Raw genomic sequence first — 25,194 nt, 5'->3', positions numbered from 1 at the left:
CCTCACCGTGGGCCCGCTGCTTCAGCCGCGTCGGTCGTGTGCCTCACCGGAGTCCGTCCATGGCCTTGTCCCCCGTGGGGCGGGGCTCGGCCGGCTCGATACCGACCCAGCCCGACTCCGGAAGCGTGCAGTCGCAGCCGTCGGCGGTCGGGGCGGTCGGCGGCGTACGCGTCGGTCAGTGGGTGGGGAGACTGCTGGTGTAGACGTCCGTGCGGTTCTGTGGTGTGCCGGAGTGGGTTTTGGTGAGTACCGCACGTACTCCCTTGCCGTCTGCCACCAGGCCTTGGTAGTCGCCGAGGAAGTAGCCCCCGGCGTACGGCGCCTGCAGCCAGTCGAAGATCCGCGAGATCCGTCGTTCGGTGCGGAGCTTCGGGTTTCCGTGCCGGAGCGTGGCCAGTTGGTAGGCGGTGGGCAGGGTGGTGGTGTTGCCGGGCGTCAGGTAGCGCAGGTCGTAGTAGGTGAGCGCGACCGTGCCCTGCTCGGTGACCGCGATCGACGGTGAGAAGGCCGGGACGTCCTTGGGGCTGATCAGTACCGGGGTCCCCCAGGTGCGTCCGCCGTCGGTGGAGCGTACGAGCTGGACGGAGTCGAACTTTCCGCCGGAGAAGTCCGAGCCCTCGTAGGCCATGTACAGCGTGCCTGTCCTGGGGTCGACGGCCGGGCTCGGCAGGGTGGCCGCGGCGCGCAGCAGTTTGGTGGGGTCGTTCGGGTCGACCTCCGGTACGGAGGTGTCCCGGGCCACGGTGACCGGGGCGCTCCAGGTCCTGCCGGCGTCGGTCGAGGTGACCACCTGGTAGCGGGCTTTGACGACGGTGCTCAGGTCGTCGGAGTAGGTGATCCGGTCGAAGAAGTCGTACAGGGTGCCGGTGCGCCGGTCTGCGACGATCAGGTGGCCGATGGTCTGGGTGTTGGGCACGGTGCTGGTCTTGACGAACCGTCGGGCCTTGCTCCAGGTACGGCCGCCGTCGCGGGTGACGGAGATGTAGCCCGGGCCGTCGAGGGAGCTGGGGCCGGGTGGGTCGTTGTCGAGGCGGTTCCAGACCTGGTAGGCGGTGCCCTTGCGGATGGGGTCGGCGGTGAGTGAGGGCTTGTCGTTGAAGAACGGCTGCTCGTCGACGTGCGTGGTGGTGAGGTTCCGCCAAGTGCGGCCGCCGTCGCGGGACGTGACTGCCAGGACGGCGCTGCGCGTGCTCTTCGTGAAGTCGACACCCTCCCCGCCGGCGTAGACCGTGCCGTCGGGTCCGGTGCTCACCCAGGGGTCGGAGGCCCGTTCGTAGTCCGCGCCGCCGGGGGCGCACAGGCTGAACGGCAGTGTGCTCCGGTGGAAGGTGCGGCCGTCCGTGGTCCAGCCGGCCGCCAGGCCACGGGCGCCGCCGTCGTTCCAGCGGTCCTGCTGGAACACGGTGACCACGCGTTTGGGGTCACGCGGATCGACGGACAGGTACGGCTCGACCTCGGTGGCCGGGTAGACGATGCTGTCGGGGGACCTCGCTCCGATGGTGCACTTCGCGTACGGGTCGCCGTGGGACACCTTGACCAGTGGTGTGCCGTCGGGGTTGCGGTTGTGTGCTGCGGCGGGAGCCGTGCCGGTGACCGGGACGAGCAGGAGCGCGGCGGTGGTGACGGCGGTCAGGGGCAGGAAGGCGCGCATGCGGGATCTCCTCCGGGCCTGTCGGCCGGGCTCCGGGCTTGTCGGCCGGGGTACGGGGCCGCCGTCATCCGGGCGGCCTGGGCGCGGAGGCGTACCGGAACTGCGAGGGTCGGTGACTCCGCTTGGTCCTTTTCGGCGTTGCAGCCGGTGCCCTTGATGGGCCGAACGACGGAGTCATCCCGGGTTCGTTGAGGAGCATGGCGGAGCCGACCGGCGGATGCACCGTGCCGGTCGGCTCCTTGGTCGGGCCGTTACGGCGCCGTGTCGTGGGTCCCCCCGAGAGGGCCGTTGGCCGCGTGGTGGTTGACGATGCCGGTGGGATCGGCCTGGCTCATACGGTTGGTGGAGCGCGGGGGGTGGGGGCGGGCAGTGGCGCGATCATCGCCCGCACGGAAGGAGGACCTCAGCAGCAGCGTGGGCCCGTACGGGCTCGATCGAGGCGGGCGGGACTCTTCGTCCTTCTGTGCCTGTGCAAGACCTGTCGAGTGTCAACCACGCTCGTGGTCAGTACAGCTGGGAAACACATGCGGACGGGAAATGCGAACGGCCCCTGCCCCACCTCGCCGGGTGCATCGGCGTGACTGGTTGGCCGGCCGTGCGCCGATCGGTCAAGTGAGCGCCTGCGTGTGCGCAGAATCCTGGGCCTCGCCCGCGTGAAACGATCTGTCCGCCGGCGGTCGTGCAGTCGTCTCCGGAGATGTTCGGAGACGAGGCGGCCAGGGCGAGGCCCAGGGTTCTACGAACGCGCGTGACTTCCTCATGAGGTCCGCGAGGCCGCGTTGTGGCCGGGCAGGCCGGGGGTTGAGGAGGAGACCGGCTGTACCTGCGTTCAACTGGTGCCGGCGGACTGCTGCCCCGCGTCGTCTTCTTCGGCTGCCGCGCCTGGTTCTAACGCGGTTCGTGGGCCGCCGCCCGGCAGGCAGCGGTCGCGGCGCCGCCCGCCACTCCGGCTCCGGTCAGCCCGGTCACACAACCCTGGAGGTCTCCGACCACGCCACGGCCGCAGGCCGCAGTGACGGAGTCGGAAGCGGTGGCACCGGCCAGTTCGGCCATCTTTGTGCAGGCGGGGATGTCCGCCCGGGCCGCGGGAGCGGCGAGGACCGCGCCGCCGAGGGTGAGGGTCAGGCCGGTGAGGGCACCGGCGATACGGGTCGACGTGCGCATGGGACGCACCTGCCTTCTGGGTTGGCCGCGCGGTCCTGGTCCCGGTGGGGCGGATCCACGCGGTAGAGGCCGCCTGGCGAGGCTCGGTGAGTGGTGTCCCCGGCCGGCGGGCTCACGGACTGACCGCGCCTTTCTGCGTCGCACCCATCGAGCCGCACCGGGTCATGGCCGCCTGGTCGGAGGAGAGGGTCCCGGACCGGATGAGACTCGGACCTCCACTCGCGAGCCCCTCACTCCAGCGTCGCATCCTCTCCCCCGCCCGTCCTGGGCACCCGGGGCGGCCGCGCTGAGTAACTGCGTTTGCGCCAAGCCCGGTAGCCGGCCCGAAGCGCTTTCCCACGAGCTGCTGGACCGCCACTGCGGTGGCACGTCACGGCGCCCGCCTGCCACGACTCGCGTGTCTGCTCACCGTCACCCATTCTGAGTAAGAGGCCGTCCCTGGCACATCCCGGTCCATCCCGCAGGCCGGACCAGGGACACGCGAGAGGAGAAGGCCATGCGCACACGACGACTGCTTGGGCTCGCCCTCGCCACCGCGACCCTCGTCGGCATGAGTGCCGTCGGCGCCGTCACCGCTCAGGCAGCGACGTATCCGTCCATCTCGTCCGAAGAGTGCACGGCACAGGGCGGTACGGTCAGTGAGGGCGGTCCCTACCGCGGCCCCAGCTGCACGTTCCCCGACGGGCACTCGGAACGCATCACCTGAGCCAGGGGCCTGTGGTCCGGCAGATCCACTGAGCATGGCAGGAAGAAGGGGTGTGGCATGAGGCCTCCTGGCGTGCATCTGCGGGAGGTCACCGACGACAACCGGGATGCCGTTCGTGCCCTCCGCGTCCGACGTGACCAGAAACAGTTCGTCGCCTCCGTGTCCAAGTCGCTCAAGCAGGCGGCACAGAATCCGGAGGCGAATCCCTGGTACCGCGCGGTGTACGTCGGTGACGAGCCGGTCGGGTTCGTGATGCTGTCGTGGAAGCCGCCGGCTGGTCCCTACAAAGGGCGGCACTTCATCTGGCGTCTCCTCGTCGACAAGCGGCACCAGAGGCGAGGGATCGGCCGGGAGACCCTCACGCAGATCGCCGCCCTGGTGCGTGCGGACGGCGCCACCGAGTTGCTGACCAGCTACGACCCCGGCGAGGGCGAACCGTGGCCGTTCTATGAGAAGTTCGGCTTCGAGCCCACCGGGGAGATCGATGACGGCGAGATCGTTCTGCGGCTCGTCTTCCCCACCCGTTGAGCTCACAGGTCTACTCGTCGGTCCCTCCGCCCCGGGGTGACAGGAGTCTGGCCCGGGTTTCTCTCATGAAGTCGGGCTCGGACCATGGGGTGCGTCGGTGGCGTAGGTGGCGAATCTGTCTGTGGGTGTGGGGGCGGAGCAGCCATCCCCAGGGGGACAGTTCTCTTCTCATCGCCAGGAGGCAGATTTCCTGTTCCGGTTGGTTGTCGTAGGGGAAGTACGCCCTTCCGGACATTTCCGGGTCGGTCGCGACGGGGGGTGTGTTCCAGGCCTCCAGGCGGTGTGGGCCGGCATGGCGGCGGGTCTGCTGGAACAGGTCGGCGTACGCCTGACCGACGACGTAGGAATCCATGAGCAGCAGGTTCTGGTGCAGGTTGATCTTCGTGAAGACGTCGCTGATCTGCTGGGCCAGTGCCGCTCTGGTCGGTGGATCTGACGCGGGGCGGCATCTGATCAGGTAGGGGAGGTCTTCGTACGAGTGAATGACCTGGAGCGCCTCCGCGTACATACGGCTCTTCTGCTCACGGCGCTTGGCGTGCTGGTTGATCCAGTAGCCCATGAGTGCCACCAACGCGGTGGTGAACGCGGCCAGCAAAGTGGCCGTCGAGGCAGCATCCATCGTCGCCGGCGCCCGGGCAGGCGCCTCCCCCCTTCGCGCGACCAAGACCCTGAGGGCAGGTTCGGCAGGAGCAGGGGTCTGAGTAAAGAGCGCGAATCGGACAGGTTTGCCCGGTGGATGGGCGTACGTCCGTCCGTCGGCTTCCGATCGGTTTGGTCGAGGGAGCGGGGGAACCGGGCGCTGTGGACGGCGCCTGGATCAGGGACAGTCAGGCCGCCCGGGTCGTCCGTCGCGGTGATGCCGGTGTCGGCCTGTCGACAGGTGCGGACCGGCCCCTATACCCCTCACGCCGACCTCTTCCGTGACGCCGTCTTCTTCGCCGTCGTCTTCTTCGTCGCCGTGCTCCTCGCGTTCGCCGTGCTCTTCGCATTCGCCGTGTTCTTCGTGGAAGCCGTGCTCTTCGCGCTCGTCGCCTTCTTCGTGCCCTCCGCCGTCCTGGCCGTCGACTTGCGCGCGGGTGCCGCCTTCTTCGTGGCGGCCGTCTTCTTCGCCGACGTCGACTTCTTGCCCTCCGTCTCCTTCGGCTCGGCCCGGCCCTGGCGCAGCGGTCTGACCTCGGCCTCCTCGCCGGGGGACGGGGTGCCGCGGGACTCGCGGGCCGCGCGGACGCTGTTCTCCAGCGCGGCCATCAGGTCCAGCACCTTGCCGCCGGCGGCGGGCTCCGGGCTCTCGGGCGGGGCCTCGCCGGCGGCCTTCGCGGCGATGACCTCCTCCAGCGCCTCCCGGTACTCGTCGTGCAGGTCCTCCAGGTCGACCTCGCCGAGGGTGTCCATCAGGGCGTCGGCGAGGTCGAGTTCCTTGTCGCGGATGGTGACGGCGGTGTCGGGGGCGACGCCCTCCGGGGACCGGACCTCGTCCGGCCAGAGCAGGCCGTGCATGGCGATGGCGTCGCCGACCACGCGGAGCATGCCCAGGCGTTCCCGGCCGCGCAGGGCGTACTTGGCGATGGCGACCTTGTTGCTGCGTTTGAGGGCCTCGCGCAGGAGGGTGTACGGCTTGGCGGCGGGGGCTCCGCCGGCGGCCAGGTAGTAGGCGGCGCCCATCTGGAGCGGGTCGATCCGCTCGGCCGGGACGAAGGCGACGATCTCGATCGTGCGAGCGGTCGGGATCGGGAGGTGGGAGAGGTCCTCGTCGGTGATCGGGATGATCGAGCCGTCGGCGTCCTCGTACGCCTTGCCGATCTCCCCCTGGCTGACCTCGCGGTCCTCCAGTTCGCACACCTTGCGGTAGCGGATGCGGCCGTTGTCCTCGGTGTGGATCTGCCGGAAGGAGATGGCGTGGCTCTCCGTGGCGTTCACCAGCTTGATCGGGATGCTGACGAGCCCGAAGGAGATGGCGCCGTTCCATATCGATCGCACGTGCCGCACCCTTCCCTTTGCCGATTTTTCCGGTTCGTCTGGAATTGTCATCCTATGACGCCTATCACAGAGGTGGAGGGGCGCCGGGTCGCGCTCAGCAACCTGGAGAAGGTGCTGTATCCGGAGACCGGCTTCACCAAAGGGGAGCTGCTGCACTACTACGCGACGACCGCCACGGCCCTGCTGCCGCATCTGCGTGACCGGGCGGTGTCCTTCCTGCGCTATCCGGACGGCCCCGAAGGGCAGCTCTTCTTCACGAAGAACGTGCCGCCGGGTACGCCCGAGTGGGTCACCACGGCCGAGGTCCCGCGGTCGTCGGCGGACAGCCCGGCCCGGATGGTCGTGGTGCAGGACCTGCCGAGCCTGGTCTGGGCGGCGAACCTCGTCACCGAGTTCCACACCCACCAGTGGCTGGTGCAGTCCCCGCAGGAGGCGGACCGGCTGGTCTTCGACCTCGATCCGGGCGCGCCCGCGACGATCGTGCACTGCTGCGAGGTCGCCCTGTGGCTGCGGGAGCGGCTCGCGGCGGACGGGATCGAGGCGTACCCGAAGACCGCGGGGTCGAAAGGGCTGCATCTGCTGGCGGCGGTGCGCGGGAGTTCTTCCGAACGGACCTCCGACTACGCGAAGGCGCTGGCGGTGGAGGCCGAGCGGGCGATGCCCCGGCTGGTGGTGCACCGGATGACGAAGAGCCTGCGGCCGGGGAAGGTGTTCGTCGACTGGAGCCAGAACGCCGCGCGCAAGACCACGGCCACCCCGTACACCGTGCGCGCCCGCCGCCTCCCCCTGGTGTCCGCGCCGGTGACCTGGGAGGAGGTGGCCGACTGCCGACGGCCGGGGCAGCTGGAGATCCACGCGGAGGACATGGCGCCGCGCCTTCAGGACCACGGGGACCTGATGGAGCCGTTGCTGGACCGGCGGTCGGCGGCCCCGTTGCCGTAACGGCACGTCATCCCTTGCGGGCCGCCCTCACCACCGATCCGCAGTCCGGGCGGGCCGTCCCCGCCACCGATCCGCACACCGCGCGGCCGCCCTCACCACCGATCCGCACACCGCGCGGGCCGCCCTCACCACCGATCCGCACACCGCGCGGCCCGCCCTCACCACCGATCCGCACACCGCGCGGCCCGCCCACGCCGCTGATCCGCACCCGCGCGCCGGCCGCCCTCGCTACAGCCTCCCCCACGTGTGCCGGTCCCGGGCCATCCCGTGCAGTGCCTCGACATCCGCCGGCTTGAGGACCCCGCCCAGCCGGGCCAGGCCCGCCAGCTCCGTGTCAGTCATGATGCGCACACCGCGCGGCTGCGCCGTCACGGTCACCTCGGACGGGCTGACGAGGGCCAGCAGCGGGCGGACCTCGGCGGTCAGGGCGTAGGAGGCGCGGTCGGCGTCGGCGCGCAGCCGGCGCAGCAGCGGCTCGGCCTCGCGGCGGCCCAGGGTGACCAGGGGGTCGGCGACCAGGACCCGGCTCTTGCGGGCGTACAGGGCGTGGACGGCGAACAGTCCGCCGGGGCCGATCGCCAGGTGGTGGATGCGGTCGCCGCCGGGCAGGGGGAGGGAGTGCAGGGTGTGCCAGCCGGCCCCCTCCAGGCCGTCCAGGGCCTCGCCGACGGTCTGCTCGGCGGTCAGGGCGCGCCGGCGCGGGTCGGGGCGCAGCCGGTGGGTGGGGCCGGGGTCGCGGTCGAGGGCGACGAGCAGGGCCTCGCCGGGGCGGTTGGGGGCCAGGTCGTCGTCCGGGTGCAGGGTCAGCCGGGCGAGTTCGGCGGGGGTCGGGACCGGGGGCGGGCCCACGGTCACCGGGCCGGTCAGGAAGGGCTTCAGGGCGTGCAGCACATCGTCCCTGCTGTCCTCGCCGAGCAGGTTGACCCGGCCTGTCTCACGGTCGTACCAGGCGATATTGCTGCCGTCCTCGCGGCAGACGTACAGCCGCTCCCGGCCGTGCCGGAAGGCCGGCACCACGCGCAGTCCGCTCATGCGCCATCACCCCTCGACCATGGGAACAGGCGGGGTGCTCCCGGGGCAAGACCGGTTACCGTGGAGGACGGCCCGGTGAGGGGGAGTTGGGGAGGCGCCGTTGCGGACCCGCGGAATGCAGCCCGACGTACCGGCTCCGGACAGCCCCTGGAGCGAGATCGTGCCCGGCCTGTGGATGGGCGGGCACGAGTTCCGGGGCGGCTCCGGACGCCTGGAGTTCGCCGTCGTCCATGACGAGTTCGATGTGGTGCAGTCCTTGCTGCGGCTGCCGGGGTACGGCCCCGATCCGGGGGTGGAGCACCATGTGTGGCCGATCCCGGACGGTCCGCTGGACGGGACGCAGCTCGCCGGGGTGATCCGGCTGGCGCGCGCGGCGAACGAGGCGCTGGACGCCGGCCGCCGGGTGCTGGTGCGCTGTCACCACGGGTACAACCGCTCGGGGCTGGTGATCGCGCACGCCCTGGCGCAGCGGGGTGACTCCGCCGACCAGGCGATCCAGCTGATCCGGGCCCGGCGCTCGTCCTGGGCGCTGCACAACGAGCTGTTCGTGGAGTACCTGCGGGCGGGCCTGACGACCGTACGGCTGCTGGAGGAGCTGGGCGAGCAGACAGGCTGATCGTGTTCGCGGTGCATACGGCGCCGTGCATACGGTGCTCCAGGCGCTCCAGGTGCTCCAGGTGCTCCAGGTGCTCCAGGTGCTCCAGGTGCCAACCGAGGCGGCCCCCCCTTCTCCCCCACCCCCCGAAGCAGCACAAAGCTCACTTCCGTCAGAATGTGACCATGCCAGTCCGCCGTCCCGCGCGCACCGCCCTCGCCGTGGTCGCCGTCGCCCTGCTCGCGGCGACCGCGACCGCCTGCGGGGACACCGGCGAGCTGCGCGGCGCCGGGCCGACGCCCACCGCGGTCAGCCCCGTCCGGCTCTGGCCCGATCTGCGCCCGGCGTCCAGCCCGGCCTACCCGTACGACGTGGCGACCCGGGCGACCGTGCGGGGCGTCACGGTCCCCGGTGACGACATCCGCGCGGTCGACCCGGTGGACGTCGTGGAGGCGGAGCTGAAGGCGCACCCCGACGACTACGGGTCGAAGGGCGCCTACCACGGGACCGTGGACCGGATGAAGGAGTGCCGGCCGGGCGGTGACCGGGCCCGCTGCCCGCTGCTGAAGCCGTACTACCGGGACCTCACCGGGGACGGCCGGGCCGATCTGACGCTCGGTTTCCGGCTGTACCCGACCAACCAGACGGCCGTACGGGTCTACACCGTCGAGCGGCACATGCTGGTGCAGGTGCTGGCCGACAACGACGCGATCATCGGGGTGGAGCTGGCCGGCCGGGCGCTGATCGAACGCTCGCCGGCCGACATCTCCGGCTACGAGTACCGCACCACCTGGCTGTGGGACCCGGGGCAGCGCGCGATGGTGTTCTCCCGCGACGAGTACCTGCACGTCGGCGACGGCCGGCACGGCAAGACGCCCTCCCCGTCGCCCTCCCTGTCGCCCTCCCCGGCGCAGAGCCCGTGATGAGGCTCGGGCTCCCCCAGTGGGCCGGGACCCTCGCCGTCAAGGCCGCCGCGTTCATCACGGTGATGTGCTGCGCGCTGGCCGCGCTGCTGGGCGTGCTGGTGCATGTCTCGGTGACCGACCAGACCGTCGGCCAGGCCCGTGACCTGGCGCTGTCCCGGCTCGCGGACGCCACCGAGGCGTACGAGGCCGGGGACACGCTGCTGCCGGGCGCCGGCGTGGACCCGAAGGGGCTGCCGGCGTCGCTGCGGGCGCTGGCGGTGGCCGGGAAGCGCGGCACGATGGTCGCCACGCACCGGGGGCGGCCGACCATGTGGGCGGCCGGGCCGGCGGCCGGGCACAGGGCGCTGGCCGTGGAGGTCGACTACTCGCAGCAGTCCCGCACCATCGCCGGTCTCGACCAGTCGATCCTGTGGTCGTCGGGGCTGGCGATCGGCGCGACCGTGCTGGTCGGCGTGTTCGCCGTGACCCGGGTGACCCGGCGGCTGCACGCCACCGCGCGGGTGGCCCGGCGGATCAGCGCGGGGGACCTGGACGCCCGGGTGGACGATCCCCGGACGAAGGACCCGACCCGCCCGCAGGACGAGGTGGGGGCGGTGGCCGCGGCCCTGGACACGATGGCGTCGAGCCTGCAGAGCAAGCTGCTGAGCGAGCAGCGGTTCACCGCGGACGTCGCGCACGAGCTGCGCACTCCGCTGACGGGGCTGCACGCGGCGGCGGAGCTGTTGCCTCCAGGGCGTCCGACGGAGCTGGTCCGGGACCGGGTGGCGGCGCTGCGCACGCTGACCGAGGACCTGCTGGAGATCTCGCGGCTGGACACCGGGCGGGAGCGGCTGGAGGCCGACACGGAGGAGCTGGGCGCGCTGGCCGGACGGGTGGTGCGCGCGTCCGGTACGGAGACGGAGGTGCGGATCCTCCGGGACGCGCGGGTGGAGACCGACCGGCGGCGGCTGGAGCGGGTGCTGGGGAACCTGGTGGCCAACGCGCACAAGCACGGGGCGCCGCCGGTGGTGCTGACCGTGGACGGGCCCGTGGTGACCGTGCGGGACCACGGGGGCGGGTATCCGGGGTACCTCGTCGCGCACGGGCCGCAGCGGTTCCGCACGGAGGGGGGCGCCACGGGCCACGGACTGGGGCTGACCATCGCGGTGGGGCAGGCGGAGGTGCTGGGCGCCACGCTGACCTTCGCCAACGCGGTGGACGGGGGCGCGGTGGCGACGTTGACGCTGCCGGTGGCCGAGTAGCGCTCGGGGCCGCCGGTGGCGCACGGGCTTCCCGCCGTGTGCGGTCGCTCGCGCCCGGACGGCGGAGCCGCATGCCGACGCGGCCCCGCGCCCCTTCGAGGGCGCGGCCCCGCCCTCCCCGCACAGGGGGCCCCATTTAGGTAGGTTCCGGACATGACGAAGGCCGGAACCACCCTGGCGGCGGCTCCCGCTCCCGCGAGTGCCGTGCGCCTCCCCCGGCGCCGGGGCGTCGAGCTGTCCCTGCTCGTGCTGGCCGTCCTGCTGTCCGTGTACGGCTACTGCGCGGTGGGGCTGGCGCGGGCCGGTACCGTGCCGCCCGGTGCCGTCGGCTACGGCGCCGGGCTCGGCGTGCTCGCCCTGTTCGCCCATGTCGTGGTCCGCGTCCGGGCGCCGTACGCCGATCCGCTGCCGCTGCCCATCGGCGTGCTGCTCAACGGGCTGGGCCTGGTCCTGATCTACCGGCTGGACCTGGAGACACCGGGTGACCGGGCGGCGCCCACGCAACTGGTGTGGTCCACGCTGGGGGTGGCGCTGTTCATCGCCGTCGTGCTGGTGCTGCGCGACCACCGGGTGCTCCAGCGGTACGCGTACGTGTGTGTGGTGGCCGCCCTGGTGCTGCTGGCGCTGCCGATCCTGTTCCCGCCGGTCAACGGGGCCCGGATCTGGATCCGGATCGCCGGGTTCTCCATCCAGCCGGGCGAGTTCGCGAAGGTGCTGCTGGCGGTGTTCTTCGCCGCCTATCTGGCCGCCAACCGCAGCGCGCTCGCGTACACCGGGCGCCGGCTGTGGCGGTTGCAGTTCCCGACCGGGCGGGTGCTCGGGCCGATCCTGACGATCTGGCTGGTGAGCGTGGGCGTGCTGGTGCTGGAGCGGGACCTCGGGACCTCGCTGCTGTTCTTCGGGCTGTTCGTGGTGCTGCTGTACGTGGCGACCGGGCGCACCGGCTGGATCGCGGTCGGGCTGCTGCTGGCCGTGCTCGGCGCGTTCGCCGTGGGCCGCCTGGAACCGCACGTGGGCGGGCGGATCGAGGACTGGCTGCACCCGTTCGCCACCATCGAGGCCGGTCAGGGTCCCAACCAGCTCTCCCAGTCGCTGTTCGCCTTCGCCGCCGGCGGTTTCCTCGGCACCGGGCTGGGGCTCGGCCACTCCGTCCTGATCGGCTTCGCCGCCAAGTCGGACTTCATCCTGGCGACCGCCGGCGAGGAGCTGGGCCTCGCGGGGCTGGCCGGGATCGTGCTGCTGTACGCGCTGCTGGTGGAGCGCGGCTACCGGGCGGGGCTGGCGCTGCGCGAGCCGTTCGGCCGGCTGCTGGCGGTGGGGCTCGCCTCGATCGTGGCGTTGCAGGTGTTCGTGATCGCGGGCGGGGTCACCGGGCTGATCCCGCTGACCGGCATGGCGATGCCGTTCCTCGCCCAGGGCGGCTCCTCGGTGGTCACCAACTGGGCGATCGTGGCGCTGCTGGTCCGGGTGAGCGATTCGGCGCGCAGCCAGTACGACGGCCGGGAGGCGCCGTGACCGAGTACGGCCTTCCCGACGGCGGGCGCCCGATGGGCAGGTACATCCGGCACGCCTGTGTGTTCTGCGCGCTGCTGCTGGCGGCGCTGCTGGCCAACGCGACCCGGGTGCAGGTCGTGCAGTCCGAGGAGTACACCGGCAATCCGGCGAACCGCCGGTCCGCGATCGCCCGGTACCAGGTGCCGCGCGGGAACATCCTGGTGGGCGGCGAGCCGGTCACCGGTTCCGTGGACACCGGTGAGCAGCTCCGCTACGAACGCACCTACGCCAACGGCCCGTTGTACGCACCGGTCACCGGCTTCTCCTCGCAGAAGTACGGCACCACGTACCTGGAGCACGCCGCGGACGGGGTGCTGTCCGGCACCGATCCGATGCTCGCGCCGCTGCCGCTGTGGAACGACGTGACGCGGGCGCCGGGCCGCGGTGGTGATGTGGTCACGACCCTGAACCGGCAGGCGCAGGAGGCCGCGTTCCGGGGGCTCGCCGGGCGCAAGGGCGCGGTGGCCGCGGTCGAGCCGGCCACGGGCCGGGTCCTGGCACTGGTGAGCAGCCCGTCGTACGACCCCTCTGAGCTGTCCGGCAACAGCGAGGCGGTGACGGCGGCGTGGGCGCGGCTCAACAGCGACCCGGAGAAGCCGATGCTCAACCGGGCGGTACGGCAGACCTATCCGCCGGGGTCGACGTTCAAGGTGGTCACCGCGGCGGCGGCGCTGGACGCGGGCGTGGTGACCGACCTGGACCAGCGCACCGACTCCCCCGACCCCTACCGGCTGCCCGGCACCACCACCCGGCTGACCAACGAGGGCGACGGCTGCCGGGACGCCTCGGTGCGCGACGCCTTCGAGTGGTCGTGCAACACGGTCTTCGCCAAGCTGGGCGTGGACGTGGGGGTGCGGGACATGGCGACCACGGCCCAGGCGTTCGGGTTCAACGACACCGGGGTGCGCATCCCCTTCGCCGTGGCGCCCAGCACCTTCGACACGCGGGTGGACAGGGCGCAGCTCGCGCTGTCCTCGATCGGGCAGTACAACACGCGGGCCACGCCGTTGCAGATGGCGATGGTCGCGGCGGCGGTAGCGGACGGCGGCCGGCTGCGTCCGCCGTACCTGGTGGAGCGGACCGTCCGGCACGGCGGGGAGACGGTCTCGGGCAGCGCGGCCCGGCCGGCGCGGCAGGTGATGCGGCCGTCCACGGCGGCCCTGATGAAGGAGCTGATGGCCGGCGTGGTGGAGGACGGCACCGGCACCAACGCGGCCATCCCCGGCGCGCTCGTCGGCGGCAAGACCGGCACCGCCCAGCACGGGGTCGGCAACGCCGGGGTGCCGTACGCCTGGTTCGTGTCCTGGGCGCAGGCCGAGGACGCCCTGGAGCCGCAGGTGGCGGTCGCGGTGGTGGTGGAGGACGCCTCGGCGGACCGGGGCGAGATCAGCGGCGGCGGGGACGCGGCGCCGATCGCGCGCGAGGTGATGCGGGCGGTGCTGAGGCGGTGAGCCGGTCGGCCGACCGGCTCACCAGCGGATCGTGAGGGCCAGCCGACCGGCCCCAGCAGCGGATGCGTCAGCCGATCGGCTTGCGCATCTCCGAGCGGATCGTGAGGGTCTTGCGCGCGAACGCCTCCAGGTCGACGTCCGAGGGGGCCTGGTCCATGGCCGCGGTGGCGACCTCGGCGACCGTGGCCCCGGTGTTGCCGTCGGCCCAGGCGCACACCGGCACGGTGATCTTCGTGCCGAGGTGTTCCTCGGTCATCACCTCGCAGCTGATGGTGATGCCGTCCAGCTCGAACTCCTTCGCCGGTACGGCGATCGTGGCGCCGTCGCCCTCGCCGGCGCCCTTCATCATGTTCGTGCGGGCCTCTTCGGTGTTCTTGAACCGGCCGTACATGCCGGACACCACCAGCGTGCCCTTGGTCTCGTCACCGCCGGGGCTGTACGTGCCGACCACTCCGTGGGTGTCCTTGGCGTCCCAGGCTCCGTCGGCCTCGTCGCTGATCTTCTTGCCCTCGGACCCGGAGAGGTCGTCGACGAGTTCGTACGTCCCGTCGAGCAGCTTGCCGGGCAGGGTGAGCTTGTGCTCCGCCGCGGGGAAGCCGCTCTCGGCCACCATGCCGAGCACGATGAGCAGCACCACGACGGCCGCGACGACACCGCCCACGATGCCGAGCACCAGACCGATCCGCCGCTTCTTCGGGGGCGGGGCCATGGGCGGCACGCCCCAGCCGGGGTAGGGCTGCTGCGGCGGGTACGGCTGCTGGGCCGGGTACGGCTGCTGCTGGGGGTAGGGCTGCTGGGGGTACGGGGAGCCGTACGGGCCCGGGGCCTGGGGCGGCTGACCGTACGACCCCGGCTGCTGCGGCGGCTGCTGGCCGTAGGGGCCGGGATTCTGCGGCGGTGGAGGCATGGACACGCCAGCACGCTACTGCACCCGGGTGACGAACCGGCACCGCGTTCCGCGCCCGGTCAGTCCTCGGCCGCCCCGGACTCGATCGCCGTCTCCACCTCGGCCACCCGTTCCCGCTCCTCGGCGGCGAAGCGCTCGGCGTCCAGCCGCTCGGCCAGTTCCTCGTCCTGGGCCATCAGCAGGTCCAGGTCGGAGTCGCCCAGCTCCAGCACGCCCATGTCGACATAGGCCCGCTGGAGCCGCTCGCCCCACAGGCCGATGTCCTTGACGCACGGGACGATGCGGCTGAACAGCAGCTTGCGGAAGAGCCGGAGGAACTCGGACCGCTCGCTCAGCGCCTCCGCCTCGGTCTTGGGGATGCCGAAGTTCTCCAGCACCTCCACCCCGCGCAGCCGGTCGCGCATCAGGTAGCAGCCCTCGATGACGAACTCCTCGCGCTCGCGCAGTTCGGCGTCGGTGAGCTGCTTGTAGTAGTCGCGCAGCGCCATCCGGCCGAAGGCCACGTGCCGGGCCTCGTCCTGCATGACGTACGTGAGGATCTGCTGGGGCAGCGGCTTGTTCGTGGTGTCCCGGATCATCCCGAAGGCGGCCAGCGCCAGGCCCTCGATCAGCACCTGCATGCCGAGGTAGGGCATGTCCCAGCGGCTGTCGCGCAGGGTGTCGCCGAGCAGTGACTGGAGGTTGTCGTTGATCGGGTAGACGAGGCCCATCTTCTCGTGCAGGAAGCGGCCGTAGATCTCGGCGTGCCGGGCCTCGTCCATGGTCTGGGTCGCGGAGTAGAACTTGGCGTCCAGGTCGGGCACCGACTCCACGATCCGCGCCGCGCAGATCATCGCGCCCTGCTCGCCGTGCAGGAACTGGCTGAACTGCCAGGAGGCGTAGTGCCGGCGCAGCTCGCCCTTGTCCTTCTGCGAGAGCTTGTCCCAGTACGGGGTGCCGTACAGGGACATCGCCTCGTCGGGCGTGCCGAGGGCGTCGTACGGGTCGACCTCCAGGTCCCAGTCGATCCGCGTCCGCCCGTCCCACTGCTTGTCCTTGCCCTTCTGGTACAGGGCGAGGAGGCGGTCGCGGCCGTCGTCGTACTCCCAGCTGAACCGGGCCGCGCCGGCGGCGGGGACCTGCCAGGGGGAGTCTCCCGGCTCGTTGGCGTAGAGCTCATGGGTCGGCATACCCCGCAGGCTCACACGTAGACGCCGGGTCAACAAGTCATGCGCAGGGGATTGACGGCCTTGCTGACAGGCAGTCTCATAAGAGGCAGGACGACTACCCCCGGGTAACGAGGTGAGGGAGCCATGACGACCCTGACGGAAGCGGACGCGCTGGACGGGCTGCGCGACGCGCTCGGCCTGCTCAAGGACCGGGAACAGGTGGCCGAACGGCTGCTCGTCTCTTCCGCCAAGCACTCCTTCGACCCGGACGAGGAGCTGGACTGGGACGCGCCCTTCGAGGAGGGCAAGTGGTTCTGGCCGCCGGAGCTGGTGTCGCTGTACGACACGCCGATGTGGAAGCGGATGAGCGAGGAACAGCGCATCCTGCTCTCCCGGCACGAGGCCGCCGCGCTGGCCTCGCTCGGCATCTGGTTCGAGATCATCCTCATGCAGTTGCTCGTCCGGCACATCTACGACAAGGCGGCGACGAGTGCGCATGTGCGGTACGCGCTCACCGAGATCGAGGACGAGTGCCGGCACTCGAAGATGTTCGCCCGGCTGATCTCGCACGGCGGCACGCCCTGGTACCCGGTGAGCCGCGCCCACCAGAACCTGGGCCGCCTGTTCAAGACGATCTCCACCACCCCCGGTTCCTTCACCGCCACGCTGCTCGGCGAGGAGGTGCTGGACTGGATGCAGCGGCTGACGTTCCCCGACGAGCGGGTGCAGCCGCTGATCCGGGGCGTCACGCGGATCCACGTGGTGGAGGAGGCGCGGCACGTTCGGTACGCCCGTGAGGAGCTGCGGCGCCAGATGGTGACCGCGCCGAAGTGGTCGCAGGAGTTCACCCGGGTCACGTCGGGCGAGTTCGCCCGCGTCTTCTCGGTCGCCTTCGTCAACCCGGAGGTCTACACCAACGTCGGCCTGGACAAGCGGGAGGCGATGGCGCAGGTGAAGGCCAGTGCGCACCGGCGGGAGGTCATGCAGACGGGTGCGAAGCGGTTGACGGACTTCCTCGACGACATCGGGGTGCTGCGGGGTGTCGGCCGGCGCCTGTGGCGGTCCTCCGGCCTCCTGGCCTAGGTCCTGTCGTCGCGCGGCAGACGGGAGTTTGACGACAGGGCCTAGGGAACCGCGCAGGCCGGACGGGCGCGGGGCCGTGTCGCCGTGCGGCTCCGCCGCGCGGGCGCGAGCGGCCACCGCCGACCGGCGGAGGAGGGACGGCCGGGGCCGCGCGGCGATTAGGCTGCCGTCCATGACCCCGTCGGCCACCCCCGCATACCGCCGGCTCAGCGTCGAGGAGCGACGGAGCCAGCTCCTCGACGCCGCCCTGGGCCTCTTCGCGCACCGCGCGCCCGAGGACGTCTCCCTGGACGACGTGGCGGAGGCGGCCGGGGTGTCGCGCCCGCTGGTGTACCGGTACTTCCCCGGCGGCAAGCAGCAGCTCTACGAGGCCGCGCTGCGTTCCGCCGCCGAGGAGCTGCGGCAGTGCTTCGACGAGCCCCGCGAGGGTCCCCTGCTGCCCCGGCTGTCCCGCGCCCTGGACCGCTATCTGGCCTTCGTGGACGAGCACGACACCGGCTTCAGCGCGCTGCTCCAGGGCGGCAGCGTGGTGGAGACCTCCCGCACCACCGCCATCGTGGACGGGGTGCGCCGGTCGGCCGCCGAGCACATCCACCAGCACCTCGGTGTCGCCGATCCCGGCCCCCGGCTGCGCATGACCGTCCGGATGTGGATCACGGCGGTGGAGGCGGCCTCCCTGATCTGGCTGGACGAGGACAAGCAGCCCCCGGTGGAGGAGCTGCGCGACTGGCTGGTGGAGCAGTTCCTGGCCGTCCTCACCGTCACCGCGGGCCGGGACCCGCAGACGGCCGCGCTGGTCACCGCGCTGTCGGCGGATGGCTGAGACTGGACCCGTGAAGAGCCAGGACACCCCGTTCGAGGGCGGCCCCATGGACGGACGCGTGCTGCCCGTCCTGGTCGGCCCCACCGGGCACCCCCCGAAGACGTACCGCATCCCCGTCCCGGATCCCGGGGGCGGCCCGCCCACGGTGCTGGTCTACCGCCGTGTGCCCCGGGGGCACAGCAGGCGGCTGGGGCTGATCCAGGGGTGGAAGTACCGGTACGACCCGGACGACAGGTCGGGCGGGAGGCTCCGCTGGCCCTGGTCCAGGCCGGACGCCACGCCGTCCGGCAAGCCGGACGACGCGAACGGGTGAAACCGCTGCGCCGAACCGCGCAGGCTTCGTATCCAGGCGGCACCGACACGTCTGATTATCGGGCTGCGCTGGGAAGTGGAGATTCCGCTTCCCTCGCACCGGAGGTGATGACGTGTCAGGAAGGCTTCTGCGTCTGGCCTGTACGACGGTCGCGGCGGCCCAGGCCGTCCTGGTGCCCGTACCCGCGGCGGCCACGCCGGACCCCGCGCCGGACCCCCGGCGGTCCGTGGCCGATCTGCTGACGGACCTTCAACAGCTCTACCGGAGGACCGAGCAGGCCACCGAGACCTACAACGCCGTGACCGAGAAGCTGGAGCGGCAGCGCGCCGAGGTGGCCCGGCTCGACGGCGAACTCGCCCGCGCCCGGCTCGTCCTCCAGGGCAGCCGCACCGAGGCCGGGCGCCTGGCCCGGCAGCAGTACCAGGGCAGCGGCGGCCTCGGTCCGTACGTGCGCGTGCTCCTCGCGCCCGACCCGCAGCACGCGCTGGACGAGGGCCATGTGCTCGGCGAGCTGGCACGCGAACGGGCCCGTACGGTGGACCGGCTCACCGCCGCGGAGCAGCGCAAGGACGCGCTGGCCCGCGCGGCCCGCAAGGCCCTCGACACCCAGCTCAGCCTGGCCGCCCGGCAGAAACGGCAGCGCGACGACGTCCAGGGGAAACTGGCCGACGTGGAACGCCTGCTGGCCGGTCTCACCCCGGACCGGCTCGCGGCCGTGGCCCGGCTGGAACAGCAGGGGGTCACCGCGGCCCAGCAGCGCCTGACCACCGCGGGCGCCCTGCCCGCCGACCGCGCGGCCACCCCGGCCGGCGAGCGCGCCGTCCGCTACGCCCTGGACCAGGTCGGCAAGCCGTACCAGTGGGGCGCGCAGGGCCCCGACGCGTACGACTGCTCGGGCCTGACGTCCCAGGCGTGGTCCCACGCGGGGACACCGATCCCGCGCACCAGCCAGGAGCAGTGGGACCGGCTGGGAAGGGTCCCGCTGAACCGGCTCCGGCCGGGCGACCTGGTGGTGTACTTCCCGGAGGCGACGCACGTGGCGATGTACGTCGGCGGCGGGAAGGTGGTGCAGGCGCCCAGGCCGGGTGAGAAGGTCACGGTGTCACCGATCGCCAGCTTTCCGGTCCTGGGCGCCGTACGTCCCGGCACGGGCGGGCGCGGCCAGCCCTAGCGGGCGGTGCGGACGTCAGGCCCCGGTGACCGAGCCCAAGTACGCGGCCGTCTTCTCCGGGTCGTAGAAGAAGTTCTCGAAGTCGGCCGGGTCGTTGAACCCGTTGGCGAATCGATCCGCCACGGGCTGCAGCTGCCCGGCCGCGCCGATGAGGTTCAGCACGTGCTCCGGCGGCGGCGCCAGCATCGCGTTCGTCCACTTGGTGACGTGCTGCGCGGTGGCCCAGTACCGGTCGAACGTCTGCCGCATCCACTCCTCGTCGAACGGCTTGTCACCGTGCTCCAGGATGGACGCGAGGTACGCGGCGGCGCACTTGGACGCCGAGTTGGAGCCCTGGCCGGTGATCGGGTCGTTGGCGACGACCACGTCGGCCACGCCCAGCACCAGGCCGCCCGAGGGCAGCCGGCCGATGGGGTTGCGGACGGTCGGGGCGTAGCGGCCGGACAAGGTGCCGCCCGCGTCCGTGAGTTCGACCTTCGTGGCCCGCGCGTACTCCCAGGGCGTGAACCGCTCCATGAGTTCCAGGGTCAGGGAGAGGTGCTCCGCCGGGTCCTTGACGCCCTGGAAGACGTCGAGCGGGCCACCGGGTATGCCCTCCCAGAAGAGGATGTCGGCGCGGCCGGACGTGGTGAGCGTCGGCATGACGAACAGCTCGCCGACGCCGGGGACCAGGTTGCAGCGGACCGCGTCGAACTCCGGGTGCTCCGGGCGCGGGCCGAGGCCGTGGACGTACGCCACCGCCAGCGCCCGCTGCGGCTCGCTGTACGGGGAGCGCTCCGGGTCGCGGGCGAACATCGACACCAGCTCGCCCTTGCCGGCCGCCACCAGGACGAGGTCGTAGGTGCGGGAGAAGTAGTCCAGGTCGCCGACCGCCGCGCCGTGGATGACCAGCTGGCCGCCGCGCTGGGCGAAGGTCTCCATCCAGCCGGCCATCTTCACCCGCTGGTCCACCGACTGCGCGTACCCGTCGAGCCTGCCCACCCAGTCGATCGCCCGCTGGGTCGGGCCCGGGTCGTGCGAGCCGGGCGCGGCCACCGAGACACCGAGTCCTTCGATCTTCGGGGCCTGGGACTCCCAGAAGTTCAGCTGGAGATCGCGCTCGTGCTGGAGTGCCGTGTCGAACATGCACTGCGTCGACATGACCCGGCCGGAGCGGATCTCGTCCGCGGTCCGGTTCGACATCAGGGTGACCTCGTAGCCGTGCGACTGCAGGCCGAGGGCGAGCTGGAGACCGGACTGGCCGGCTCCGACGACGAGTATCTTCCGCATGCGGGTGGTGCCTCCTACGGGATGAGGACGAGGGTGAGGACTACTCCGGGGTTTCGTCCAGCGCGTGGCCCACCAGGGCCAGGAGGACCTCGATCACCGAGATCCGCCGTCGCGCGTCCATGATCATGACAGGGATGTGCGCCGGTATGGTCAGCGCCTCCCGCACGTCCTCCGGTTCGAACCGCTCGCTGCCGTCGAAGTGGTTGACCGCGACGACGTACGGCAGTCCGCAGCTCTCGAAGTAGTCCAGGGCCGGGAAGCAGTCCTTCAGCCGGCGGGTGTCGGCCATGACGACGGCGCCGATCGCGCCGCGCACCAGGTCGTCCCACATGAACCAGAACCGCTGCTGGCCCGGCGTGCCGAACAGGTAGAGCACCAGGTCGTCGTCGAGCGTGATGCGGCCGAAGTCCATGGCCACGGTGGTGGTGAGCTTGCCCGGCGTGGCGGACAGGTCGTCGGTGCCCTCGCTGGCCTCGGTCATCAGCGCCTCGGTCTGCAGCGGCGTGATCTCCGAGACGGACGTGACGAGCGTGGTCTTGCCGACGCCGAAGCCGCCCGCCACCACGATCTTCGTCGCGATGGGGGCGCGCGTCCGGTCCGTCTGCCAGGACTTGAGGTCCTCGTCCGGTTCGCTGAACCCGGCGACGAGGGGGGTGCCCCCGAAGGAGGCGGTGGCGTCAGAGACGGCGGAGTCCACTCAGCACCCTTTCCAGCAGAGCGCGGTCCGGGCGGCCGGTGCCGTGACCCGTTCCGGTGCCGTACACACGGATCTTTCCCTGGTCCGCGAGATCGCTCAGGAGCACGCGGACCACGCCGAGCGGCATCTTGAGCAGCGCGGCGATCTCGGCCACCGTGCGCATACGGCGGCACAGTTCGACGATGGCCCGCATCTCCGGCATGACCCGGGTGGTGAGCGAGCCGTTCGTCAGTTCCTTGCGCTCCTCGGGGGCCTCCAGCGCCGCCACGAACGTCTCCACGAGGAGGACGTGGCCGAAGCGGGTACGGCCGCCGGTGAGCGAGTAGGGGCGGACGCGGGCGGGTTTGCGGTCGCCGCCGCGGACCGGGAGCTGCGCCTTCCCTGGTTTCTTCGGGGTACCGGTCATCGGTCGCTCCCCGTCGACTCGGCTTCCAGGTTCTTGCGCAGTTCGCTGCGGAGTTCGGGCGTCAGCACGTGGCCGGCGCGGCCGACGAAGAGCGCCATGTGGTACGCCACGACGCTCATGTCGCACTCGGCGGAGCCGTGCACGCCGAGCAGCGAGCCGTCGCTGATCGACATCACGAACAGGCTGCCCTCCTCCATCGCGACCATCGTGTGCTTGACCCCGCCGAACTCCAGCAGCTTGGCGGCGCCGACGGTCAGGCTGCCGATGCCGGAGACGATGGTGGCGAGGTCGGCGGAGGAGCCCCGGGGGCCGGTCCGCTTGGTGTCGCGGGACTGGCGGGCGTCCTCCGTGTGACCCGGGTCGGACGACAGCAGGAGCAGCCCGTCGGAGGAGACCACGGCGACGGACTGGATGCCGGGTACTTCCTCGACCAGGTTGGTCAGCAGCCAGTGCAGGTTGCGGGCTTCACTGCTCAGTCCGTAGGTAGTGGGCGCGGTCAACTGCTTGCCTCCTCGGCTGTGCCCCCCGTGGCTTCTTCGGCGTGTGCGTGGCTGGTCGGCCGCCGGTTGTTGGCCGTCTGCTCGGCGATCTCCGCCTCTACGTCGCGGTAGCCGGCCTGGGCGCCGGTGCGGAAACCGCCGAGCCTGCGGCGCAGGGCTTCGGCGTCGACGCTGGTGCTGCGCTGGCGGGGCGGGGTGTTGGGGGCGGTGATCTTCGGTGTGCGCTTGGGGAGCCCCTTGCTGGTGAGCCGCTCCTCCTCGGCTTCGCCTTCGGAGTCCGTGTGCCCGTGCGCGCCACCCGTGCGGGTCTCGTCGTCGGGTGCGGACGGCTCCTGTGGGGTGTTCTCGCCGTCGGCGGCCCGCGCGTCGTCGAGGCTGCCGGTCACCGAGTTCGAGGGCTCCGCCGGTGCGTTCGGGAGCAGCAGCTCCATCGTCGTCTCGGCGTACGTCTCCGCCGGGGCCTTCGGGCGGGTCTCCGTGTCCTGGGCGGGCTGGGCGGCCTGCTCGTGGGCCTCCGCCGGTGCCTCCCGCGGTGACTCCTCCGCTGCTTCGGCGGAGGCGTCCCGTACGGCCTGTTCCGCCAGGGTGACCAGGGGGTCCTGGTGCTTGGCGCGGGTGGGCAGGACGTTGGCGTTGGCCTCCGCGTCGGCGCCGGGGAGGGTGAAGGTGCCCGTGCCGCCGGGGGCGGTGCTCTGCGGCGGGAGCGCCGTGGGCGCGGCCTCGACCAGCAGGGGGGCCGGGAGGACCACCACCGCCGCGATGCCGCCCTGCTTCTGCTCGCGCAACTGGACGCGGACGCCGTGCCGGTGGGCGAGGCGCGCGACGACGTACAGGCCGAGGCCGAGGCCCTCCTCGCCCTCCTGGTCGTAGAGGGAGCCGGGATCGAAGTCGCCGAGGCGGCCGTTGAGGGAGTCCAGGCGGTCGGCGGTCATCCCGATGCCCTCGTCCTGGACCGACAGCATGACCTCGCCCGACTCCAGGAGCCAGCCGGAGACCTCGACGGGCAGGTCCGGCGGTGAGAACGAGGTCGCGTTCTCCATGAGTTCGGCCAGCAGGTGGGAGAGGTCGTCGGCGGCGAAGCCCGCGACGTGCGCGTGCGGCGGGAGGGCCGCGATACGGACGCGTTCGTAGCGTTCGATCTCGCTGACCGCCGCCCGGACCACGTCGACCAGCGGCACCGGGCCCGGATGCTGCTGGACGTGCTCGGTGCCGGCGAGGACCAGGAGGTTCTCGCTGTGCCGGCGCATGACCGTGGCGAAGTGGTCCAGCTTGAACAGGGTGGCGAGGCGGTCGGGGTCCTGCTCGCGGTCCTCCAGGCCCTCGATGACCGCGAGCTGGCGTTCGACCAGGCCCAGGGTGCGCAGGGCCAGGTTGACGAAGGTGGAGCCGATGCTGGTGCGCAGCCGCTCCAGCTGGGCGGTGGACTCGGCGAGCTCGGCGCGCAGTTCCTCGCGGGCGTCGGCCATCTTCTGGCGCTGGCCGACCAGGTGCTTGCGGTCGGTCTCCAGGGTGGCCACGCGCTCGTGCAGCGCCACGGCGTGCGCGTGCAGGGCGTTGACCGAGCGGACCACCTGGGCGAACTCGTCGTTGCGGCCCGTGAAGGCGATCGGCTCCTGGGCCGTCGGGTCCTCGGACCCGGCGAGGCGGGCCGACCCGCGGCGCAGGACCGACAGCGGGCGGGTCAGGGAGCGGGCCATGGCCGTGGCGATGCCGACCGCGACCAGCATCAGCGCGCCCAGGACGGCGACGCGGATCTCCAGCGCGGTGACGTCGTCGTCCCGGAGCTTCGCGAGGTCCTTGGTGCGGTGGTCGTAGAGCGCCGACTCCGCGCCGCGCATCAGGTCGACCCGGGCGGACAGGGCCGCGTCCAGCTTCTTGGTGCTGGTGGTCAGCTCGCTGTCGGCGAGGGTGGGCTGGTCGGTGAGCGAGGCGAGGTACTTGTCGGCCGAGTTGACCTCGGGACCGGTGACCGTGGAGTCGTAGGAGTCCACGGCCGCCTTCGGCGCGGTCTCGCGGAAGTCGGCGAGGGCCGCGTCGGCGCGCAGCCGGGCCTGCTGGGCGGCGGCGGTGAGCGCGTCGCGCTGTTTGCGGTCCGCCTCGGTGCTGGTGGCGGTCGTGGTGGGCAGGCCGGTGGTGGGGTCGATCACCGTCTGGGTGCTGGACGGGATGTTCAGCGCGGCCAGCAGCAGGCCGCGGGCGGCGGCGGACTGCTGGACGGCGGAGTCCAGTTCGGCGAGGGCGTGGCCGCCGGAGCCGGCCCGCGGGGGCATCTGCTCGGCGAGCTGCTCGGCGAGCCGGTGCAGCGCGGTGATCGTCGCAGAGTACGCCTGGTGGGTCTGGAGGGCGCCGGTCTTGCCGGTGAGGGCGCTGCGGCGGAGCGTGTCGACGCCGTCGAGGGCGGTGCGCAGGGCCGCCGGGATGTCGGTGTCGGCGCGCAGCTCCTCGACCTGCCGGTCCACCCGGGCGCTGCGGTCCTCGGAGGGCGCCTTGTCCTTGGGGCGGCCGGCCGCGACGTAGGAGGTGACCTCGTCGCGTTCGTCGGCGAGGGAGTGGGCGAGGGTGAGCGCGTCCTGGGTGCGGGCGGCCAGCGTCACCAGGTCCTGGGAGTCGCTGACGTCCTGGGAGGCGGTCAGCAGTGCGGGCGCCCCGGCTCCCGCGACGGCGGCGGCCACCACGGCGACGGCGACGATCAGCCGGGTGCGCACATGGGTGGGGCGACCGGAGCCCACGGGGGTCTGGGGGACGGTCCCCTCGGGGGCCGTCTGCCTGCCTGTGCGCCGAGGCCGCTTCTTCTGCACCGGTGCTCGCATTCCTGAACTCGTCTACCCAGGGGCCCGGGTGGCGCCCCGTCAGCTCGGTGCCAAGTGGTGCGTACACCCGGTTCGTACGGTTCCCGACCCTCCCAGTGCCGGTGGGCAGTGGTCGCGCATCACCTGACCCGCCACCCGAAGGAGTGAACATCGGAGGGGAGTTGGCGGGCAAGTTCCCCTGGCGCGTGCGGCGCTCTTGCGCGGCGGGCCGGTTGGACGCGCGCGGCAGGCTTTGGCAGTATTCGCCGCCACGCCTTCCCGGAGTAGATCATTTCTACCCAAACCAGGCGCCTGACCTGC

At 72.0% G+C, this 25,194-nt stretch carries 24 protein-coding genes; 12 read left to right on the top strand and 12 right to left on the bottom strand.

All coding sequences use genetic code 11. The features are described 5' to 3' along the window. Nucleotides 1–175: 175 nt before the first annotated feature. Nucleotides 176–1,651: a sialidase family protein gene (locus tag ACH4LD_RS27665; protein WP_398056069.1), complete on the bottom strand. Its 1,476-nt coding sequence runs from the start codon at nt 1,649–1,651 to the stop codon at nt 176–178. A gap of 888 nt (nt 1,652–2,539) precedes the next feature. Next, nucleotides 2,540–2,815, bottom strand: a complete 276-nt coding sequence (locus tag ACH4LD_RS27660) for a hypothetical protein (RefSeq protein ID WP_132788631.1) — start codon at nt 2,813–2,815, stop codon at nt 2,540–2,542. 496 nt (nt 2,816–3,311) lie between these two features. Here ACH4LD_RS27660 and ACH4LD_RS27655 point away from each other — a divergent pair, with 496 nt between their 5' ends. Both ACH4LD_RS27655 and ACH4LD_RS27650 read left to right on the top strand, forming a co-directional pair. Continuing rightward, nucleotides 3,312–3,521 carry a hypothetical protein gene (locus ACH4LD_RS27655; protein WP_398056070.1) on the top strand — a complete coding sequence of 70 codons (210 nt, stop codon included), beginning with the start codon at nt 3,312–3,314 and terminating at the stop codon, nt 3,519–3,521. 57 nt (nt 3,522–3,578) lie between these two features. Further along, nucleotides 3,579–4,049: a GNAT family N-acetyltransferase gene (locus tag ACH4LD_RS27650; protein WP_398056071.1), complete on the top strand. Its 471-nt coding sequence runs from the start codon at nt 3,579–3,581 to the stop codon at nt 4,047–4,049. Nucleotides 4,050–4,059: 10 nt separating this feature from the next. On the opposite strand, the gene ACH4LD_RS27645 is transcribed toward ACH4LD_RS27650, so the two are convergent. Next, nucleotides 4,060–4,668 (bottom strand): hypothetical protein, encoded by a 609-nt coding sequence (locus ACH4LD_RS27645; protein ID WP_398056072.1) that lies wholly within the window; start codon nt 4,666–4,668, stop codon nt 4,060–4,062. Between the two features lie 284 nt (nt 4,669–4,952). Further along, entirely contained in the window at nt 4,953–6,026 is a 1,074-nt protein-coding gene (locus ACH4LD_RS27640; RefSeq protein ID WP_398056073.1) for a Ku protein, read from the bottom strand. Nucleotides 6,027–6,080: 54 nt separating this feature from the next. Here ACH4LD_RS27640 and ligD point away from each other — a divergent pair, with 54 nt between their 5' ends. After that, nucleotides 6,081–6,968 carry a non-homologous end-joining DNA ligase gene (gene ligD / locus ACH4LD_RS27635; protein ID WP_398056074.1) on the top strand — a complete coding sequence of 296 codons (888 nt, stop codon included), beginning with the start codon at nt 6,081–6,083 and terminating at the stop codon, nt 6,966–6,968. 228 nt (nt 6,969–7,196) lie between these two features. On the opposite strand, the gene ACH4LD_RS27630 is transcribed toward ligD, so the two are convergent. After that, on the bottom strand, nt 7,197–8,000 hold the full coding sequence (locus ACH4LD_RS27630) for a nuclease-related domain-containing protein (RefSeq protein ID WP_103812564.1): 804 nt from the start codon (nt 7,998–8,000) through the stop codon (nt 7,197–7,199). A gap of 100 nt (nt 8,001–8,100) precedes the next feature. Here ACH4LD_RS27630 and ACH4LD_RS27625 point away from each other — a divergent pair, with 100 nt between their 5' ends. The 5 genes from ACH4LD_RS27625 to ACH4LD_RS27605 all read left to right on the top strand — a co-directional run bounded on the left by ACH4LD_RS27625 (nt 8,101) and on the right by ACH4LD_RS27605 (nt 13,767). After that, nucleotides 8,101–8,616 carry a dual specificity protein phosphatase family protein gene (locus ACH4LD_RS27625; protein WP_398056075.1) on the top strand — a complete coding sequence of 172 codons (516 nt, stop codon included), beginning with the start codon at nt 8,101–8,103 and terminating at the stop codon, nt 8,614–8,616. A gap of 164 nt (nt 8,617–8,780) precedes the next feature. Continuing rightward, nucleotides 8,781–9,518 (top strand): hypothetical protein, encoded by a 738-nt coding sequence (locus ACH4LD_RS27620; protein WP_398056076.1) that lies wholly within the window; start codon nt 8,781–8,783, stop codon nt 9,516–9,518. Next, complete coding sequence (locus ACH4LD_RS27615; RefSeq protein WP_398056077.1) at nt 9,518–10,762, top strand: ATP-binding protein; 1,245 nt, start codon at nt 9,518–9,520, stop codon at nt 10,760–10,762. Before ACH4LD_RS27620 ends, ACH4LD_RS27615 begins: the two co-directional genes overlap by 1 nt. Nucleotides 10,763–10,915: 153 nt before the next feature. Then, nucleotides 10,916–12,277, top strand: a complete 1,362-nt coding sequence (locus ACH4LD_RS27610) for an FtsW/RodA/SpoVE family cell cycle protein (RefSeq protein WP_398056078.1) — start codon at nt 10,916–10,918, stop codon at nt 12,275–12,277. A 32-nt stretch (nt 12,278–12,309) separates the two neighbouring features. Beyond that, a complete protein-coding gene (locus tag ACH4LD_RS27605) occupies nt 12,310–13,767 on the top strand; it encodes a penicillin-binding transpeptidase domain-containing protein (RefSeq protein ID WP_398056185.1) in 1,458 nt (485 codons plus the stop codon). A gap of 67 nt (nt 13,768–13,834) precedes the next feature. Here ACH4LD_RS27605 and ACH4LD_RS27600 read toward each other — a convergent pair whose 3' ends face one another. Beyond that, complete coding sequence (locus tag ACH4LD_RS27600; RefSeq protein WP_398056186.1) at nt 13,835–14,674, bottom strand: hypothetical protein; 840 nt, start codon at nt 14,672–14,674, stop codon at nt 13,835–13,837. A gap of 59 nt (nt 14,675–14,733) precedes the next feature. Further along, nucleotides 14,734–15,843 (bottom strand): ferritin-like domain-containing protein, encoded by a 1,110-nt coding sequence (locus tag ACH4LD_RS27595; protein WP_398056079.1) that lies wholly within the window; start codon nt 15,841–15,843, stop codon nt 14,734–14,736. Nucleotides 15,844–15,966: 123 nt separating this feature from the next. On the opposite strand from ACH4LD_RS27595, the gene ACH4LD_RS27590 reads away from it, so the two are divergent. The 4 genes from ACH4LD_RS27590 to ACH4LD_RS27575 all read left to right on the top strand — a co-directional run bounded on the left by ACH4LD_RS27590 (nt 15,967) and on the right by ACH4LD_RS27575 (nt 19,212). Further along, nucleotides 15,967–16,905 carry a diiron oxygenase gene (locus ACH4LD_RS27590; RefSeq protein WP_014674968.1) on the top strand — a complete coding sequence of 313 codons (939 nt, stop codon included), beginning with the start codon at nt 15,967–15,969 and terminating at the stop codon, nt 16,903–16,905. A 172-nt stretch (nt 16,906–17,077) separates the two neighbouring features. Continuing rightward, nucleotides 17,078–17,728 (top strand): TetR/AcrR family transcriptional regulator, encoded by a 651-nt coding sequence (locus ACH4LD_RS27585; protein ID WP_103812558.1) that lies wholly within the window; start codon nt 17,078–17,080, stop codon nt 17,726–17,728. Between the two features lie 10 nt (nt 17,729–17,738). After that, on the top strand, nt 17,739–18,041 hold the full coding sequence (locus tag ACH4LD_RS27580; RefSeq protein ID WP_398056080.1) for a hypothetical protein: 303 nt from the start codon (nt 17,739–17,741) through the stop codon (nt 18,039–18,041). Nucleotides 18,042–18,153: 112 nt separating this feature from the next. Beyond that, the gene (locus ACH4LD_RS27575; RefSeq protein ID WP_398056081.1) at nt 18,154–19,212 is read left to right on the top strand and encodes an NlpC/P60 family protein; all 1,059 of its coding nucleotides are present in this window, start codon (nt 18,154–18,156) and stop codon (nt 19,210–19,212) included. Nucleotides 19,213–19,227: 15 nt separating this feature from the next. On the opposite strand, the gene ACH4LD_RS27570 is transcribed toward ACH4LD_RS27575, so the two are convergent. From ACH4LD_RS27570 to ACH4LD_RS27550, 5 genes are read right to left on the bottom strand one after another with little or no spacing between them, the layout of a single operon-like run. Further along, nucleotides 19,228–20,481, bottom strand: a complete 1,254-nt coding sequence (locus ACH4LD_RS27570; protein WP_398056082.1) for a styrene monooxygenase/indole monooxygenase family protein — start codon at nt 20,479–20,481, stop codon at nt 19,228–19,230. A 40-nt stretch (nt 20,482–20,521) separates the two neighbouring features. Continuing rightward, nucleotides 20,522–21,178 (bottom strand): ATP/GTP-binding protein, encoded by a 657-nt coding sequence (locus tag ACH4LD_RS27565; protein ID WP_132788618.1) that lies wholly within the window; start codon nt 21,176–21,178, stop codon nt 20,522–20,524. Next, nucleotides 21,159–21,584: a DUF742 domain-containing protein gene (locus tag ACH4LD_RS27560; protein ID WP_398056083.1), complete on the bottom strand. Its 426-nt coding sequence runs from the start codon at nt 21,582–21,584 to the stop codon at nt 21,159–21,161. The genes ACH4LD_RS27565 and ACH4LD_RS27560 overlap by 20 nt, the downstream gene beginning before the upstream one ends. Further along, nucleotides 21,581–22,084 carry a roadblock/LC7 domain-containing protein gene (locus ACH4LD_RS27555; RefSeq protein WP_132788617.1) on the bottom strand — a complete coding sequence of 168 codons (504 nt, stop codon included), beginning with the start codon at nt 22,082–22,084 and terminating at the stop codon, nt 21,581–21,583. Before ACH4LD_RS27555 ends, ACH4LD_RS27560 begins: the two co-directional genes overlap by 4 nt. After that, a complete protein-coding gene (locus tag ACH4LD_RS27550; protein ID WP_398056084.1) occupies nt 22,081–24,882 on the bottom strand; it encodes a nitrate- and nitrite sensing domain-containing protein in 2,802 nt (933 codons plus the stop codon). The genes ACH4LD_RS27555 and ACH4LD_RS27550 overlap by 4 nt, the downstream gene beginning before the upstream one ends. Nucleotides 24,883–25,194 lie beyond the last annotated feature (312 nt).

It is taken from the genome of Streptomyces sp. NPDC017676 (assembly GCF_044329325.1).
In the GTDB taxonomy this organism is placed as follows: Bacteria; Actinomycetota; Actinomycetes; order Streptomycetales; family Streptomycetaceae; genus Streptomyces.
This window is presented reverse-complemented; position numbering and strand designations above follow the sequence as displayed.

What these genes read in the sequence shown, in the direction of transcription:
- ACH4LD_RS27665 (WP_398056069.1), bottom strand. Translation starts at nt 1,651, where the DNA reads ATGCGCGCCTTCCTGCCCCTGACCGCCGTCACCACCGCCGCGCTCCTG.
- ACH4LD_RS27660 (WP_132788631.1), bottom strand. Translation starts at nt 2,815, where the DNA reads ATGCGCACGTCGACCCGTATCGCCGGTGCCCTCACCGGCCTGACCCTC.
- ACH4LD_RS27655 (WP_398056070.1), top strand. Translation starts at nt 3,312, where the DNA reads ATGCGCACACGACGACTGCTTGGGCTCGCCCTCGCCACCGCGACCCTC.
- ACH4LD_RS27650 (WP_398056071.1), top strand. Translation starts at nt 3,579, where the DNA reads ATGAGGCCTCCTGGCGTGCATCTGCGGGAGGTCACCGACGACAACCGG.
- ACH4LD_RS27645 (WP_398056072.1), bottom strand. Translation starts at nt 4,668, where the DNA reads ATGGATGCTGCCTCGACGGCCACTTTGCTGGCCGCGTTCACCACCGCG.
- ligD (WP_398056074.1), top strand. Translation starts at nt 6,081, where the DNA reads ATGACGCCTATCACAGAGGTGGAGGGGCGCCGGGTCGCGCTCAGCAAC.
- ACH4LD_RS27630 (WP_103812564.1), bottom strand. Translation starts at nt 8,000, where the DNA reads ATGAGCGGACTGCGCGTGGTGCCGGCCTTCCGGCACGGCCGGGAGCGG.
- ACH4LD_RS27620 (WP_398056076.1), top strand. Translation starts at nt 8,781, where the DNA reads ATGCCAGTCCGCCGTCCCGCGCGCACCGCCCTCGCCGTGGTCGCCGTC.
- ACH4LD_RS27615 (WP_398056077.1), top strand. Translation starts at nt 9,518, where the DNA reads ATGAGGCTCGGGCTCCCCCAGTGGGCCGGGACCCTCGCCGTCAAGGCC.
- ACH4LD_RS27610 (WP_398056078.1), top strand. Translation starts at nt 10,916, where the DNA reads ATGACGAAGGCCGGAACCACCCTGGCGGCGGCTCCCGCTCCCGCGAGT.
- ACH4LD_RS27605 (WP_398056185.1), top strand. Translation starts at nt 12,310, where the DNA reads ATGGGCAGGTACATCCGGCACGCCTGTGTGTTCTGCGCGCTGCTGCTG.
- ACH4LD_RS27600 (WP_398056186.1), bottom strand. Translation starts at nt 14,674, where the DNA reads ATGCCTCCACCGCCGCAGAATCCCGGCCCCTACGGCCAGCAGCCGCCG.
- ACH4LD_RS27595 (WP_398056079.1), bottom strand. Translation starts at nt 15,843, where the DNA reads ATGCCGACCCATGAGCTCTACGCCAACGAGCCGGGAGACTCCCCCTGG.
- ACH4LD_RS27590 (WP_014674968.1), top strand. Translation starts at nt 15,967, where the DNA reads ATGACGACCCTGACGGAAGCGGACGCGCTGGACGGGCTGCGCGACGCG.
- ACH4LD_RS27585 (WP_103812558.1), top strand. Translation starts at nt 17,078, where the DNA reads ATGACCCCGTCGGCCACCCCCGCATACCGCCGGCTCAGCGTCGAGGAG.
- ACH4LD_RS27570 (WP_398056082.1), bottom strand. Translation starts at nt 20,481, where the DNA reads ATGCGGAAGATACTCGTCGTCGGAGCCGGCCAGTCCGGTCTCCAGCTC.
- ACH4LD_RS27560 (WP_398056083.1), bottom strand. Translation starts at nt 21,584, where the DNA reads ATGACCGGTACCCCGAAGAAACCAGGGAAGGCGCAGCTCCCGGTCCGC.